This window comes from Candidatus Poriferisodalis sp. (genome assembly GCF_965208895.1).
GTDB lineage: Bacteria > Actinomycetota > Acidimicrobiia > Acidimicrobiales > Poriferisodalaceae > Poriferisodalis.
This window is the reverse complement of sequence record NZ_OZ242363.1, coordinates 441,956-456,209: the sequence shown is the minus strand read 5'-3', so window position 1 is coordinate 456,209 and position 14,254 is coordinate 441,956. Positions and strand designations below refer to the sequence as shown.

Here is a 14,254-nt window from a genome sequence, read left to right as displayed (position 1 = left end):
CGCGGGGGTTGGGATGGCAGACGTCGATGCGGGGCTGAGCACTCGCCAGCGGCAGGCCATTGCCGAACTCAGCGTTGACGCAGTGCTCGACGCCCTCCATCCCTCCTTCGAGTCCGCCAGCGCATCGGGCGCTGGCGAGTTCACCGCGCTGACCACCGGATTGGGGGCATCGCCCGGCGCAGCCTCCGGGCTCGTGGCCGTCGGCTCGCAGGCTGCGCTCGACCTCGTCGCTCAAGATCAGACGGTGATCCTGGTTGCCACCGAGACAACACCCGCCGACGTCGCCGCCATGGGCCTGTCGGCAGGCATCCTGACCGCCCGCGGCGGGATGGCCAGCCACGCTGCGGTCGTCGCGCGTGGGTGGGGCATTCCCGCGGTGTGCGATGCACGCGAGATCACGGTCGAATCCGACAGCTTCACTGTGGGCGATCTCCGCATCGGCAACGGCACACCGATCTCGATTGACGGGTCAACTGGCGAGGTGACCCTGGGAGGACGTGAGGTAGCCGGATCGGCGGTGGCCGGCTCTGGGCCGGTTTCGGGCCTGCCAGCAGAGATCACCGAAGTGCTCGGCTGGGCAGACCGCCTCGTGGCCGGCCGGTTCGCTGTGCTCGCGAACGCGGACCTGGCGCCGGATGCCACGATGGCGCGGGCGCTCGGAGCGCACGGCATCGGGCTGTGCCGCACCGAGCACATGTTCTTGCAGCCCGACCGGTTGGAGATAGTCCAGCACGTCATCTTGAGCGGCCACGACGATCATCTCGACGACCTCGTGGCAGCCCAGCAGGCCGACTTCAGTGAACTGCTCGCTGCCATGGACGGCCTGGCTGTTACCGTGAGGCTGCTCGATGCGCCCATGCACGAGTTCCTGGCCGGCGCGGACCCCGAAGCCGCCGCGCCATGGCACGAGCACAATCCGATGCTGGGCGTGCGCGGCGTGCGGCTGGGGCTTTTGCGACCTGAGCTGTATGAGGCCCAGGTTCGGGCACTCGCCGGTGCGGTCGCCGATCGGCGCTCGTCGGGCGGTGACCCGCACGCCGAGATCATGATCCCGCTCGTCTCGACGGCTGAAGAGCTCGCTGCCGCCGTCCGTGTCGTGCGCAGGTCGTGGGAGGAGGCGCAGGCGGGTCCGGCGCCGCCGATCGGCACCATGATCGAAACGCCTCGTGCCTGCCTGATAGCTGGCCAGCTCGCACCCGCAGTGGATTTTGTGAGCTTCGGCACCAACGATCTCACCCAGATGGTGTTCGGCTTCAGCCGTGACGACACAGCCACTCGCGTCATCGCGCCCTACCTCGCCGACGGCCTGCTCAGCGCTGACCCATTCGCCTCGCTGGACTGTGACGGCGTCGGCGAGCTCGTGAACAGTGCACTGGTGGGAGTGCGCACCGTCGCCCCAGGCATGCGCGCCGGCGTCTGCGGCGAGCACGGCGGCGACCCGGCCAGCATCGAGTTCGCTGTGCGAGCCGGGCTCGACTACGTGTCCTGCTCGCCCTACCGGGTACCCGTAGCCCGCCTCGCCGCCGCCCAAGCCCAGCTCGCTTCCGGACCAGAGCGGTAGCGGAGTCGCCAGCAGAACGAGGTGCGGGCAATGAGCCAGACCACCCAGGCGTTGGTGAATCGTTAGCGTCGCAGTGAACATGAGTATTCGGGATTCCGACGTGCAGCGTGTGCGCGAGGCGACCGATCTCGTCGCGCTCATCGGCCGTCGGGTCAGCTTGAAACGTTCCGGCAGCCGCCATGTGGGACTGTGCCCGTTCCATACCGAGAAGACGCCGTCGTTCAGCGTGAGCGGCTCCGACGGCTTCTATCACTGCTTCGGCTGCAAGGCCTCCGGCGATGCCATCACGTTCCTGCGCGAAACCGAGCACTTGGACTTCACTGACGCCGTCGAGCAACTGGCCGCAGCAGCAAACATCACCCTGACCTACGACGCGCCCGGCGCGCAGCGTGCCAACCAGCGTCGCAAGGAACTGCTCGACCTGCTCGAACGGGCGGCCTGCTACTACCACGAGCGTCTGATGAGCAGCGCCGATGCCGGCGAAGCACGTGCGTACCTGCGCCGGCGCGGTTACGACCGCGACACCGTCGTCAAGTGGCGGCTTGGGTACGCACCACCGCTGTGGGATGCGCTGTGCAGACATCTCGATGCTGCAGCGCCGCTGCTGGCAGCAGCCGGTCTGGCCTACACCGAGTCGCGGCGAACCAGCCAAGCCACGGACGGCGAGGATGGTGACGGGGATGGGGACCAGGCGTCGGACTTTTTCCGGGACCGCGTCATGTTCCCCATCTGTGATGCCAGTGGCCGGGTGGTCAGCTTCGCCGGGCGGGTCCTGCCTCGCCCCGATGAGCCGCCGCCCAAGGGCCCCAAGTACAAGAACACCGCCGGCACAGCGGTCTATGACAAGAGCAAGGTGCTGTACGGGCTGCATCTGGCCAAGCAGGCGGCGCGTACCGCGGAGCGCATCGTGGTGTGCGAGGGTCATACCGATGTCATCGGCTGCGACCTGGCAGGCATCTCGGAAGCAGTCGCCACCTGCGGCACGGCCCTGACCGCGCAGCACGCTGAATTGCTTTCGCGCTCGGCCAAGCGCATCGTGCTGGCCTTCGACGCTGACACCGCAGGCCAGACTGCCGCTGAGCGTGTACATCAATGGGAGCGCGCGTACGGGCTCGACGCATTCGTGGCGAAGCTGCCTGCTGGTGCCGACCCCGGCGACTTGGCAGCGTCCAACCCGCCGGCTCTGCGCTCAGCTCTGGACGAGGCCCAGCCGCTGCACACGTTCCGGGCCGAACGGATCCTGGAGCGGGCCGATCTCGACAGCCCTGCCGGGCGCGACCGCGCAGCCGACGAAGCAGCCCAGGTCTTCGCCGTGTATCCGGCGGAAGTCTTGCTGGACAGCGATCTCGAGCCGATCGCGGGCGGTATTCCGATGGACGTCGGCAGCTTCCGCGAACGCGTCGACGCGGCTCGGCGAGGTCTGGAAGATCGCCCGCCATCCGCGGCGTCCGACCCGTACGCAGACGCCCCGCCCCCGCCCGATCCGGGGGAGGACTACCACGAGTCTTACGACGGCGGTGCCTACAACAGCGGCTACCCAGGTGACGCCGGAGTGGCGAGCACTGCCGAATCGCAGCCTTACCGGCGCAGGCGGAGTGCCGGTGCGGTGCGCGCCAAGAGCCCGCAGCAGCGGGCGGCCGACGACGTCAGCCTGCTGGCGGCGGCGCTTGTCCCGCAAGGCAATGCGACGGACCTGCTGGTGCGTGAGCTGTTCGCCACACCAGCAGGAGCCGCGGCATTCGACCGTGTCTGTGCCGGTGCCCCTGTTGGTGACGACCCCGACGACTCTGCCAGCGAGCTGCTTGCTGCCGGCGAGGAACAAGGCGCGACGGTGAGCACAGCGGAGGCCATCGACCGGGCGACGATGGCGTTACGTCACTTCGTGCGGGCAACGCGTCGCAGCGTGGGCGGGAGTGTGGACGGGCCGCATATCGAGCTCGATCGAAACAATGCGAACATCGAGCAATTGCTGAGATGGCTGCTCGACCGGGAGTCTGAGCTGCTCGATGCCTCGGTGCGTGTCGGCGCCGCACAGTCCGTCGTGAGATGGGTGCATTCAGTCCGCAGCGCGCAGCTGCCTGCCGGATCAGGGCTGACAGGGTCGGAGCCCGCCGATGCAGTCACGGCCGGCGAAGCAGAGGCTGCTGGGGTGCAGTGAGGGCGCTCCGGGGGTGGGGCTCGAACCCACGACAAACGGATTAACAGTCCGCTGCTCTGCCAACTGAGCTACCCCGGACCGAACGGACCCTATGAGGACCCGAACGTGCGGAGCAACGATACTGAGTCGGCCGCGCCGAGTTGCGCTGCCGAGGGTGCACAAAGTGTGCGCCGACGCGTGGGCCGGGTGGGGATCGAACCCACGACCCAGCGATTATGAGTCGCCTGCTCTGACCACTGAGCTACCGGCCCAGCAGAACCGTACCGGGCGGGCGTGCCGGAGGGGGTAGGTCAGCGGTGCCGTCAAGGCCTAGTAGTTTGCGCGTAGAGCGCTGCAGCGGCGCCGCACAGGAGGAATACCCACCATGCACACAGGTCCATTGCAGCGCGACGCGCAACATCCCACGAGCAGGTGCCTCCGGCGTTCACGGCGCTCGCTCGGCATCCGGCTGGGCGTGATCCTCGCCGTGTTCGCCTTGATCGCAGCCGCGTGTGGGGGCGGGGACGACGATGAGAGCGGCGAGGCGCCCGCTCCCGATCCCGACACGTCCGAGGAATCCGAGGCGGCGCCCGCCACCACCGTGCCCGAAGAGATGGAAGAGGTCGTCGAAGCCCGTGAAGCCGGCGAGGCGACGGGCGAGGACGTACGCGAAACCGAAACCGGTCCGGTCCACGGTGGCAAGCTCGTGTACGGCATCGAGGCCGACTCGGCCAACCCGTTCGTGCACTACGCGACGTCGTGCGCGATCAGCTGCCGCATGATCTTCCGGGCCATCACCGACTCGCTGTACATCACAGACGCCGACGGCGACATCGTGCCCTACCTGGTCGAGTCCGAGTCGCACAGCGACGACTACATGGAATGGACGATGACCATCCGCGACGGCATCACGTTCCACGACGGCACGCCGCTCACCGGCGAGGCCGTGGCCTACAACATCAACCTCTGCCGGCTGAGCCAGTTGACCGGCCCAGCATTCCTGGGCATCGCCAATGTCGTCGGCGAAGGCCAGACGGTCACCGTGACTGCCAGCCCGGGTCAGCCGCTGGCGACCGGCCTCGGCCCCGCAGGCCGCGCCGAAGTGTGCGGACAGATGTTCAGCCAGGCATGGATGGAGACACTGCCGAACAACCCGCTGTACGTGTCGCCCGCGTCGCCCCTGCCAGAGACCGCACGCACGGCGGCGATCGAGAACGCCACCGGCAATCCCTCCGCGCCGATCGGGCTGGGCGCTTTCAGGTACGTGAGCTACGCGCCGGGCAACGGCAACAGCTTCGTCGCCGAGCGCAACCCGGACTACTGGCGAGGCCCCAACGGCGTCACCGGCGAGAACCTGCCGTACCTTGACGAGATCGAGTTCGTGGTGGCCGTGGACATCCAGGGCCGCTCGAACGGCCTCAAGGCCGGCCAGTTCGACATCATCCACACGGCGAACGCCGACGAGATCGCCAAGTACGAAGGCGATTCCGACTTCGTGCTGCTGCAGGCCAACGACTTCGGCGAGACCAGCCACAGCCTGATCAACGTGGCGTCCGGGGTGAATCCCGTGCTCACCTTCGTGCGGGGCGGCTACGACGCCGACGGCGACGGCCAGCCCGATGAGGGAGAGTTCTGGCCCATGGATCCGCTGGGGCTCAACTCGACGAACCCGCTCGTGCATCTGAGCTGCCGCAAGGCGATGGCGCACGCGTTCGACGGCGAGCGCTACGCCAACGAGCGCCATCAGGGCCTCGTCCAGGTGGCGAACGGCCCGTTCCCACCCGGCAGCGTGGGCTACCTCGAAGAGTCTGGCTTCCCGTCCTACGACCTTGATGCGGCCCGGGCCGAATTCGAGCAATGCAAGGCCGACAGCGGTCAGAATCCGGTGACGTTCTCGTTCAACACCACCAATGACGCCTTCAACGTCGAGTCGAACGAGCTGATCGCGTCGATGTGGACCGAAGCGTTCGGCGATGAGCTGGCCGTGTCGATCGCGCCGATCGAGCAGGGTCAGTACATCGGCCTGGCGCTGGCAGGCGTGTTCCAGATGCAGGGCTGGCGCAATCACGGCGGCGTGGACCCCTCAGAGCAGTGGTACTGGTGGAATTCGGCCACGGCGAGCCCGGTCAACCCGCAGGTGCCCGAGCTGGCGCTGAACTTCGGACGCTTCCAGGATCCCGAGATCGACGCTGCGTTCCAGGTCATCCGGCACAACCCCGACCCGGCCGCACGCAAGGCGGCAGCCGAAGCGGTAAACCGGGCTTTCGGCAAGAACGTCTGGAACCTGTGGACGTACTGGACGCTGTGGGGCGTCATCGCCAACCCGCGGGTGCAGAACATCACGTCCCTGCCCATTCCCGACAATGCCGAAAACTCCTTCCCGGTGATCGCCGGCAAGCACCACCTGGGCCAGATCTGGTGCACCGACGGAGACTGCCAAGGCTGAGCGTTCCTCGGCGCCGTGGTGTCCAGTCGTCGAGGGTCATCTATGACCACGGTTCGATGACCCAACTCCTACGCGACAATCTCGGGCGTATCGTCGCGGCCGCATTGATGGCAGCGATCGCGTGGGCGTGGTTCTGGCGGCCGCCGTTCAGCTGGACGTTCGGGCTGCTGGTGGCGATCGGCACCGTCGGCGCGGTCATCGCTGACGGGCGCTACGCCTTGCGCCGCATCGCGGGGGTGATCCCGATCCTGGTCGGGGTGTCGTTCGTGGTGTTTGCGCTGATGGCGAGCCTGCCGGGCGATCCGGCGATCAACATCCTGGGACCCGCTGCCACGGCGGATCAAATCGCGATCGTCCGCACCGAGCTCGGCCTTGACCAGCCATTCTTCGCCCGCTACGGCAACTGGCTCGGCGACGCAGTGGTCGGCGATTTCGGCGAGTCGGTCCAGCGCCGCGAACCCGTGGCCGTGGGCATCTCCAACGCCATCACCCCGACCTTGCAGTTGATGGGCTATTCGGTTGCTCTCGCTTTGGTGATTGCATTGCCGTTGGGCGTCTGGGCGGGGTACCGGCAAGGGGAGCGGCCGGACCGCGCCATCAACAGCACCATGCTGGGTTTCTTGGCCACCCCGAATTTCGTGCTCGCCGTCATGCTCGTGTTGTTCTTGTCGATCGGCGGGCTCAGCGTGGCCGGCACCGAGTTCGGGTTCCGCGTCCTGCCGGCGGGGACCTATGAGCACATCAGCGACGACGTGCTGCTGCATTTCAAGCACATGCTGCTGCCGTCGCTGTCGTTGGCGATGGGGCAAGCCGCTGTGTTCATGCGCCTGCTGCGCTCAGACATGATCGGCACGCTGCGCTTGCCGTTCATCGACTTGGCGCGCAGCAAGGGGGTGCCGACTCGCCGCATCCTGTGGCGGCATGCGCTGCGCCCGTCGAGTTTCACGCTGCTGACCGTGGTCGGGCTGACCGTAGGTCTGCTCATCGGCGGCGCGCTGATCACCGAGGTCATCTTTGTGCTGCCGGGCCTCGGCTCGTACATCTTCCAAGGCGTGAGCCAGCGCGACTTCATCGCCGTGCAGGGCGGGGTGCTGGTGATCTCGACGCTGTACATCGTGGTGCTCACGATGTCGGACTTCCTGTACCTGGCACTGGATCCGCGGCTGCGCGGCAGGGCGGTCGGCGCCGGTGCGTGAGCGTCCGGGATTGCTGCGCGTGCCCGGCCGTGTGATCCTCGGCGGCGCCAGATGGATCGGCGAGGCGCGTCGGCGCCACGGGATCGTCTTCGTGATTGCTGTGGTGTACCTGATCGTGCTGGCGTTCGCGGCAGTCTTCGCTGACATCCTGCCTATCAAGAACCCGGCGGAGACGTTCCCGGGAACGTCCAAGCAGGGCCCCAGCCTGTCGCATTGGTTCGGCAACGACGGCGTCGGGCGAGACGTATTCAGCCGAGTCATCTACGGCGCGCAGGTGAGCCTGGTGGTCTCGACGGTCGGCACGTTGCTGGCGCTGGTCATCGGCGGCCTGCTGGGCATGGTCTCGGGCTATTACACGGGCCGTGCGGACCGCTGGCTGACCGCCTCGCTGAACGCATCGCTGGTCATCCCGCCGCTGATCCTGTTCCTGGCGCTGGTGCTGTTCCTGGACGCGGAGGCACAGCGCCGCATCTTCATCCTGGTCTTCACCTTCGTGCTGCTGTCGATCGCGCCGATCGCCCGGGTGGTGCGCGCCGCAACCCTGACCTGGGCCGGGCAGGACTTCGTGCTGGCGGCCCGGACGCTGGGAGCGCGTGACGGCCGGATCCTGTTCCGGGAAGTGCTGCCGAACGTGGCGCCCTCGCTGGTCAGCTATTCGCTGATCATCATGGCGGGCTTGATCGTGGTGGAGGGCTCGGTGGCGTTCTTGGGCCTGAGCGTGCCGCCGCCCACGCCCACATGGGGCGACATGATCAACAAGGGGCGGACCAACCTCGATGTCGCGGCGCACATCAGCCTGATGCCGGCCATCGTCATGTTCGTGACGGTGCTGGCGCTCAACTTCGTCGGCGACAAGCTGCAGCAGTTCTTTGAGCCGCGGGAATCTGTGCTGTGAAGTGCTGGGCTGTGAAGGCAGGCGCGTAATGGCGGGCAGCGGCAACGCGCACCTGCGTCCCGAATCGCTGTTGAGCGCGCGCGACCTCGTGGTGGAGTTTCCCGCGGTGGGCGGTCGCACGGTGCATGCGGTGTCGGGCGTGTCGCTCGACCTGCTCGAGGGCGAGACGCTCGGACTCGTCGGCGAATCCGGCTGCGGCAAAAGCACCACCGGCCGGGCGATCCTGCAGCTGCCCCGGCCGACGTCAGGCACGGTGCAACTCGCCGGAGAGGACGTGACCGGGCTCGACGCCGACGCCATGCGCGAGGTGCGCCCCCGCCTGCAGATGATCTACCAAGACCCGATCTCGTCATTGAACCCCCGGCGGCGCGTGCGTGACATCGTGGCCGAGCCGCTGTTCATCGCTCACGAGAACTCCTCGAGGCGAACAGCCATGGCCGTGTGGCAGGAACGCATCGGTGCGTTGTTGCAGAGCCTGCTGGAGCGCCTTGCGGCGCCCATGCGCATCGTGGGCCTCGTGGCCTCGGTGGCGTTCGTGCTGTGGATCCTCTCAGAGGCCGTCGAGGAGCGTGCCGCGGCGCCATGGCTGGGCTGGACAGAGGTCCCTGCTGCGGTCATCGGCTTCCCGGCGCTGGCGCTGGTGCTGCCGGCTGCTGCGGTGGCGCTGGCGCTGGGCTTGACCTGGGTGCTGCTCGCGCTCATGCTGCCTTTCAGCTTGATGTCGCGCCAGTTCGGCGAGGTGGCGGCACCGGTCGGCCTCGCAGGCGTCGCCGTCACCACCGCCGCCAGCGGGTTCCTGCTGTGGCGGACTTGGTCGAGCTTCGGCGGCTGGGCGAAGTGGGTGAACTCCGGCGGGCTGGGTCTGCTCACCGCCGTGCTCATCATGTGGTTTGCGGCGTCGATCGCGAAGCCGGAACGGGCAGGGGCCAGTGGCGTCGCGACAACCCTCAGTGCCATGGTAGTGCTGCAGGTCTTCTACGTCGCCGGTCTCGACGCGGGCGTGAAGCTGACTGTGCTGGTGGCCTCGATCGTGGTTGACACGCTGCTAGTGCGATGGGTGCTGCGGCTCTATCGGGTAAACCGCGAGGCGGCTCGTGAACAAGCCGAGCCGCGCGTGCGTGAGGTGCTCGAATATGTCGGCATCAACCCCGATGACGCCATGGACCGCCGGCCGTGGGAGTTTTCCGGCGGTCAGGCGCAGCGGCTCTCCATCGCTCGGGCGTTGGTCAGTGTGCCGCAGGTGATCATCTGTGACGAGCCGGTGTCGTCGCTGGACGTCTCGGTGCAGGCGCAGATACTGAATCTGCTTGAAGACCTCAAGAACCTCATGGGCCTGACGCTGGTGTTCATCGCGCACGACTTGGCGGTCGTCAAGAACGTGAGCGACCGCGTGGCGGTCATGTATCTGGGCAAGCTCTGCGAGGTCAGCGAGCCCGATGCGATGTTCGACGAGCCTGCTCATCCGTACACGGAGATGCTGCTGGCGGCGATCCCGCAACCCGATCCGGAGGCAGAGCTAGGGTCGGGACGCATCGACGGCGAGCTGCCTTCGCCGATGGATCCGCCCTCGGGCTGCCGGTTCCGCACCCGGTGCCCGCACGCAGCACAGCGCTGTGCTGACGAGGAGCCTGAGATGCGCGAGATTGCACCGGGGCGGTTCGTGGCGTGTCACACACCGCTGATCGGCGAAGCCGCACCCGAACGCGTCGAGATCGCGTCTGCTGGGAGAGGTGCGTCATGACCGACACCTCGATGACGGGCTTTGCGGGGGCTGACGAGCAACCGTTGCTCGACGTCGCCGACCTGCGGACCACCTTCCATACCGCGGTCGGTCCGCTGGTTGCGGTCGACGGGGTCGAGTGGTCCCTGCGCCGGGGCGCTCGGCTGGGCGTGGTGGGGGAGTCTGGCTCGGGCAAGTCGGCGATGTCGCGGTCCATCATGCGACTGCTGCCCAAGTCCAGAGTGACATCGACGGGGACGGTCACCTTCGACGGGGTGGACATGATGTCGCTGGGCCGCCGCGAGCTGTTCGACATGTGGGGTCCGCAGCTCGCCATGGTCTTCCAGGATCCGCTGGGCTCGCTGAACCCGGTCATGAAGATCGGCAAGCAGGTGGGTGAAGGCCTGCGCGTGCACCGGGACCTGTCAGCCAGGGCCGCTCGTGCCGCTGCGCTCGACCTGCTCACCGAGGTCGGCATCCCTGAGCCGCATCGGCGAATCGACGAGTACCCGCACCAGCTTTCGGGCGGCATGCGCCAGCGCATCGTGATCGCCATTGCGCTTGCGTGCAGCCCCCGCCTGCTCATCGCAGACGAGCCGACGACCGCGCTGGATGTCACCGTGCAGGCACAGATTCTCGACTTGCTCGAGACCCAGCGGGCCGAGCGGGACATGTCGCTGGTGCTCATCACTCACGATCTGGGAATCGTGGCAGGCCGCACCGACGAGATCATCGTGATGTATGCGGGTCGCATCGTCGAGCGCGCCCCCACGGCGACACTCTTCGGCAACATGAGGATGCCCTACACCGAGGCATTGTTCCGGTCGATCCCCAAGGTCACCGACGACAGTCATGCCCGCTTGGAGATCATCGGCGGCCAGCCGCCCCGGATGACCGACCTGCCGACGGGCTGCAAGTTCGCCCCTCGCTGCAAGTACGCCCAGGAACTGTGCGTCGCTGAGGAGCCGGCCTTGATTGAGGTGCCGGCAGCGGCCGACAACAATGGCGGGGGCGCCAGGCGACGAGAGACGTGGCGGGACGACGACCTGGGCGACGACAACGACGGCGGCACGCCAGCGGGCGCCCACCTCTATCGCTGCTTCTACCCGGTCGGCACGCCCGAGGCCGCTGAGGCATTCGAGCGCAACGTCGCGTCTGGCAGAGTCAGCGAGGCTGGCGTCGTGATCCGCGCCACCTGATTTGCCGAACGGCAGCTGCGTGTAGGCGGAGAAATACGCTGCGTACGAGAGCCGAGCACAGGCTGTCGGAACTTGGGGGCAAAACACATGGACGCGATGGATTTGGGAAGTCTGAACTGGTGGGCGATCATCGTTGCGATCGTCTTCAACCAGGTGCTCGGCGCGGCGTGGTACAGCACGCTCGCCAAGCCGTGGATGGCCGAAGTCGGGCTGACCGACGAGGACATGGAAGCGATGAAGGGAACCCCGCGGCAGTGGTACCCCTACGTGCTGGCGATCGTGCTCGCGTTCGTCTTCACGCTGGCGCTGGCGCTGCTGGGCCAAGGTCTCGATGTCGACACCTTCGGCGAAGGACTCGGGTTGGGCGTGCTGGCCGCTGTGGGCTTTGTCGTCACGTCCAACGGAATCAACTACGCCTTCGAGGGTCGCAGCTTCAGGCTTCTTGCGATCAACTCTGGCTACCCGCTGATCTCTTACAGCGTCATCGGCGTGCTGCTCGCCCTGTGGCGCTAGCCCGATGTCGGCCTCAAGCGATTTCGTCTAGCTCAGATGCTGGGTCGCGATGTGGCGGAATGCTGAGTATTTGGGCTGGTCGATCGCCGCCTGGTGAGCGACTGAGGTGCGCAGGTAGTCCGCAAGACCCGGTGTGTCGAGTGGCATCGAGCCGTCTCGCAGGGCGTGGACGAGGCGCCAGCGCAGGGTGGTGACCTGCTCGGCGACCGCGGCGTCCCCAGCGGGGCGGTCGCTACTGTTCGCAGCGCTGTCGCCAACCAGCGCAGTCAGTCGCTGCAGCTCGTATCGATGCAGTTGGGGGCCGATCAGGCGTTCCCGCAGCGCAATGTCGATGGAATTGCCGGCTACGAGCGCCAGGAAGTTCGTGCGACCTTCGGTGGCCTGGCGGACCTCGCCGTGCAAGAAGTCGCGCACGCTCTCGAGCAGCTCGTCGACGCGGGGCATATCGCCGGCTGCGGCATGGGCTGCAGCGCTGGTGAGGCTGCCGCCGAGCGGTGACAGCTCGCTGCGTCGACGGCCGAAATCGGGTTCGAGCAGGCCGAGTTCTGCGACCGCCGGCTGGAATTCGACCGGCCCGGGAATGATCAGGTTCACACAGTCGAGCTGGCACTCCGAGCTGCGGCGGCCGATTCCCGGCCGTTCCACGGTGGCGTCGGAACCCGTCCGGTAGCGATCGGCCATGCCCAGGCACCCGACCGCCCACCAGAACGAGCCGAACACCTCCCAGTACTGCACGCGATCTCGGTCGACGGGTGTGCCCGCAACGTCTTGGTAGCCGGCGAACAGGTCCTCGTAGTGACCGAAGCCGCCGACGGGCAGGTGACGCTGGCCGAAGCGCCACGAGTTTGTGCACATCCAGCCCAAGTCACGCATCGGGTCGCCGATATGTGCAGTTTCCCAGTCGAGCACGGCGACGAGGCCTTCGACGGGGTCCACCATGATGTTGCCGTTGCGGAAGTCGTTGTGCACCAGCGTCAATTGCACCGGTCCGCGCCCGGACAACTGCTCGCTCAGCCAGCGAGCGGCGTAATCAATCATGGGCTGCGGGGTCGGCAGCTCCTTGTAGCGGTCCCACGTCTCGGTCAAGTAGTCGGCCGGCTCGAATTGCCGCAGCACCGACCTCAGGCCCGTTGCGTCCACGTCGACGCTGTGAATGCGTGCCATCTCCTGGCCGCACTGGAATGCAAGCTGCTTGCGTGCGTCATCGAGATCGGGCGACCGGGCAATTCGAGCCCCGAGCGTCACCCCATCCAGCCACTCCATGAGAAAGCCGGCGCCGACGCCGTCGGCAGGCTCGAGCACGTAGAGCACCTCGGGCTCAGGCACCCCTGCCGAGCGTGCCGTGCTCATGCACAGCGCCTCGGCAGCCACGCCGGTGACGTTGTCTCCTTCGCGGTCCTCGCCGTCGGGACCCCGACGCAGGCAGATGTCGAAGGACGCCTGGGGATCGGCAGCACGCCGGCAGCGCAGCCGGTACGTCTCCATGCTCGCCCCACCGCTGAGTCGCTCGGCGTCCACCAAGCCGGCGCAATCAGCGATCTCGCGGCGCACTGCAGCATCGAGCGCGTCGAAGAACTGCGGCACGGGGTGCGAAAGCTCGCTGCTCACGACGTGCTTGCTGTTCGGCGACCGGCCCCGAGGGAATACAGCGCTTCAGCCGTCCTTCTGCTGGGAGCCGAAGATCGTGGGCGGGCCCTTGCGCGACCAGTCGGGCGCGCCGTGCATCTGGCGGCCGTCGATGGTGAGCATCTGGGAGGCCTCGCCGCCACAGAGGCGGCCCCCGCTCGAGCCGAGGACGCCGTTCGCGCCGATGTGACTGATCGGGTAGGAGCCGATGGCCGAATAGGTCTGCAGCAGCAGGGGCCGGGGCCGTGGCGAGTTGTTCGGCAGCGATCCGTGGATCATGCAGCAGTTGTGGACGGTGACCGAGCCCGCCGGACCGCCCAGGTACACCATCTGGTCGAGGTCAAGCGTCGCGACATCGGCGTCAGCCATGGAACCCGCCCAGTTCCCGTCCGGTGCGTACTGGTCGTACAGCGGGCCGCGGTGGCTGCCAGGCAGCACGCCCATCGGGGACATCTCACCGTCGACGTCTTCGAGGTAGACGCCGATGGTGAGCGGCGTGAAGTCGGTATGGGGCCAGAACTGGATGTCCTGGTGCCATTTCACTTCCTCGCCGCCGTCGGACCACTTGAAGTTCAGCTTGGAGTGGTGGTAGCGCACCGGCCCGCCGAGCAAGGCCGAGGCGAGCTGCGCCGGTGGACCTTCGAAGGTGAACCGTGCATAGCTCGGGTGCTGGTCGACCGGTGAGATGAGTCGCCGGAGCCGGGGCACCTCTGGTGTGTGGGTGGGCTCAAGGTCGAACACCTTGCCCGAGGCGGTCTGCGAGCGGCTGGCCTCGATGAACTCTGCGGTCACGCTGCGAAGCTCGTCGAGCCAATCCGGTCCGACGAAGTTCGGCAGGCACAGGTAGCCGTTCGCCTCGTAGTCGGCATGCTGGCTGTCCGAGATGAGGCTGTCCGCGGTTGGTGGAGCTTCTGCGAGCGTCATGGCCCAAACCGTACCGGGCGATGAACTCTCGATTCTG

Annotated in this window: 10 protein-coding genes, 2 tRNA genes and 1 pseudogene; 9 read left to right on the top strand and 4 right to left on the bottom strand. The window is 67.2% G+C overall.

Annotated features, from left to right (window positions below):
* The first annotated feature begins 13 nt into the window (after positions 1–13).
* Complete coding sequence (locus ACOGJB_RS02110; protein ID WP_419839181.1) at positions 14–1,561, top strand: putative PEP-binding protein; 1,548 nt, start codon at positions 14–16, stop codon at positions 1,559–1,561.
* A gap of 79 nt (positions 1,562–1,640) precedes the next feature.
* The gene (gene dnaG / locus ACOGJB_RS02105; protein WP_419839180.1) at positions 1,641–3,719 is read left to right on the top strand and encodes a DNA primase; all 2,079 of its coding nucleotides are present in this window, start codon (positions 1,641–1,643) and stop codon (positions 3,717–3,719) included.
* Between the two features lie 5 nt (positions 3,720–3,724).
* Here the strand turns inward: dnaG and ACOGJB_RS02100 are convergent.
* Together ACOGJB_RS02100 and ACOGJB_RS02095 are read right to left on the bottom strand one after the other, a co-directional pair.
* A tRNA-Asn gene (locus ACOGJB_RS02100) sits at positions 3,725–3,797 on the bottom strand.
* 100 nt (positions 3,798–3,897) lie between these two features.
* Positions 3,898–3,970, bottom strand: a tRNA-Ile gene (locus ACOGJB_RS02095).
* A 113-nt stretch (positions 3,971–4,083) separates the two neighbouring features.
* Here ACOGJB_RS02095 and ACOGJB_RS02090 point away from each other — a divergent pair.
* The 7 genes and pseudogenes from ACOGJB_RS02090 to ACOGJB_RS02060 all read left to right on the top strand — a co-directional run bounded on the left by ACOGJB_RS02090 (position 4,084) and on the right by ACOGJB_RS02060 (position 11,667).
* Positions 4,084–6,144, top strand: coding sequence for an ABC transporter substrate-binding protein (locus ACOGJB_RS02090; protein WP_419839179.1), 2,061 nt, complete (start codon positions 4,084–4,086; stop codon positions 6,142–6,144).
* Positions 6,145–6,251: 107 nt separating this feature from the next.
* Positions 6,252–7,340: an ABC transporter permease gene (locus tag ACOGJB_RS02085; RefSeq protein WP_419839178.1), complete on the top strand. Its 1,089-nt coding sequence runs from the start codon at positions 6,252–6,254 to the stop codon at positions 7,338–7,340.
* Complete coding sequence (locus ACOGJB_RS02080; protein WP_419839177.1) at positions 7,333–8,235, top strand: ABC transporter permease; 903 nt, start codon at positions 7,333–7,335, stop codon at positions 8,233–8,235. The genes ACOGJB_RS02085 and ACOGJB_RS02080 overlap by 8 nt, the downstream gene beginning before the upstream one ends.
* Before the next feature lie 28 nt (positions 8,236–8,263).
* Positions 8,264–8,656 (top strand): annotated as a pseudogene (locus tag ACOGJB_RS02075) (ATP-binding cassette domain-containing protein); the annotation flags it as partial.
* Between the two features lie 12 nt (positions 8,657–8,668).
* The gene (locus tag ACOGJB_RS02070; protein ID WP_419840659.1) at positions 8,669–9,976 is read left to right on the top strand and encodes an oligopeptide/dipeptide ABC transporter ATP-binding protein; all 1,308 of its coding nucleotides are present in this window, start codon (positions 8,669–8,671) and stop codon (positions 9,974–9,976) included.
* Positions 9,973–11,154 (top strand): ABC transporter ATP-binding protein, encoded by a 1,182-nt coding sequence (locus ACOGJB_RS02065; RefSeq protein ID WP_419839176.1) that lies wholly within the window; start codon positions 9,973–9,975, stop codon positions 11,152–11,154. Before ACOGJB_RS02070 ends, ACOGJB_RS02065 begins: the two co-directional genes overlap by 4 nt.
* A gap of 87 nt (positions 11,155–11,241) precedes the next feature.
* A complete protein-coding gene (locus ACOGJB_RS02060) occupies positions 11,242–11,667 on the top strand; it encodes a DUF1761 domain-containing protein (protein WP_419839175.1) in 426 nt (141 codons plus the stop codon).
* Positions 11,668–11,694: 27 nt separating this feature from the next.
* Here the strand turns inward: ACOGJB_RS02060 and ACOGJB_RS02055 are convergent, their stop codons facing one another.
* Both ACOGJB_RS02055 and ACOGJB_RS02050 read right to left on the bottom strand, forming a co-directional pair.
* Positions 11,695–13,275: a phosphotransferase family protein gene (locus ACOGJB_RS02055; protein ID WP_419839174.1), complete on the bottom strand. Its 1,581-nt coding sequence runs from the start codon at positions 13,273–13,275 to the stop codon at positions 11,695–11,697.
* 45 nt (positions 13,276–13,320) lie between these two features.
* Positions 13,321–14,217 (bottom strand): phytanoyl-CoA dioxygenase family protein, encoded by an 897-nt coding sequence (locus tag ACOGJB_RS02050; protein ID WP_419839173.1) that lies wholly within the window; start codon positions 14,215–14,217, stop codon positions 13,321–13,323.
* Positions 14,218–14,254: the final 37 nt, after the last annotated feature.

Coding starts and splice junctions, on each gene's coding strand:
- dnaG (WP_419839180.1), top strand. CDS start 1,641: ATGAGTATTCGGGATTCCGACGTGCAGCGTGTGCGCGAGGCGACCGAT.
- ACOGJB_RS02085 (WP_419839178.1), top strand. CDS start 6,252: ATGGCAGCGATCGCGTGGGCGTGGTTCTGGCGGCCGCCGTTCAGCTGG.
- ACOGJB_RS02065 (WP_419839176.1), top strand. CDS start 9,973: ATGACCGACACCTCGATGACGGGCTTTGCGGGGGCTGACGAGCAACCG.
- ACOGJB_RS02110 (WP_419839181.1), top strand. CDS start 14: ATGGCAGACGTCGATGCGGGGCTGAGCACTCGCCAGCGGCAGGCCATT.
- ACOGJB_RS02050 (WP_419839173.1), bottom strand. CDS start 14,217: ATGACGCTCGCAGAAGCTCCACCAACCGCGGACAGCCTCATCTCGGAC.
- ACOGJB_RS02070 (WP_419840659.1), top strand. CDS start 8,669: ATGGCCGTGTGGCAGGAACGCATCGGTGCGTTGTTGCAGAGCCTGCTG.
- ACOGJB_RS02060 (WP_419839175.1), top strand. CDS start 11,242: ATGGACGCGATGGATTTGGGAAGTCTGAACTGGTGGGCGATCATCGTT.
- ACOGJB_RS02090 (WP_419839179.1), top strand. CDS start 4,084: ATGCACACAGGTCCATTGCAGCGCGACGCGCAACATCCCACGAGCAGG.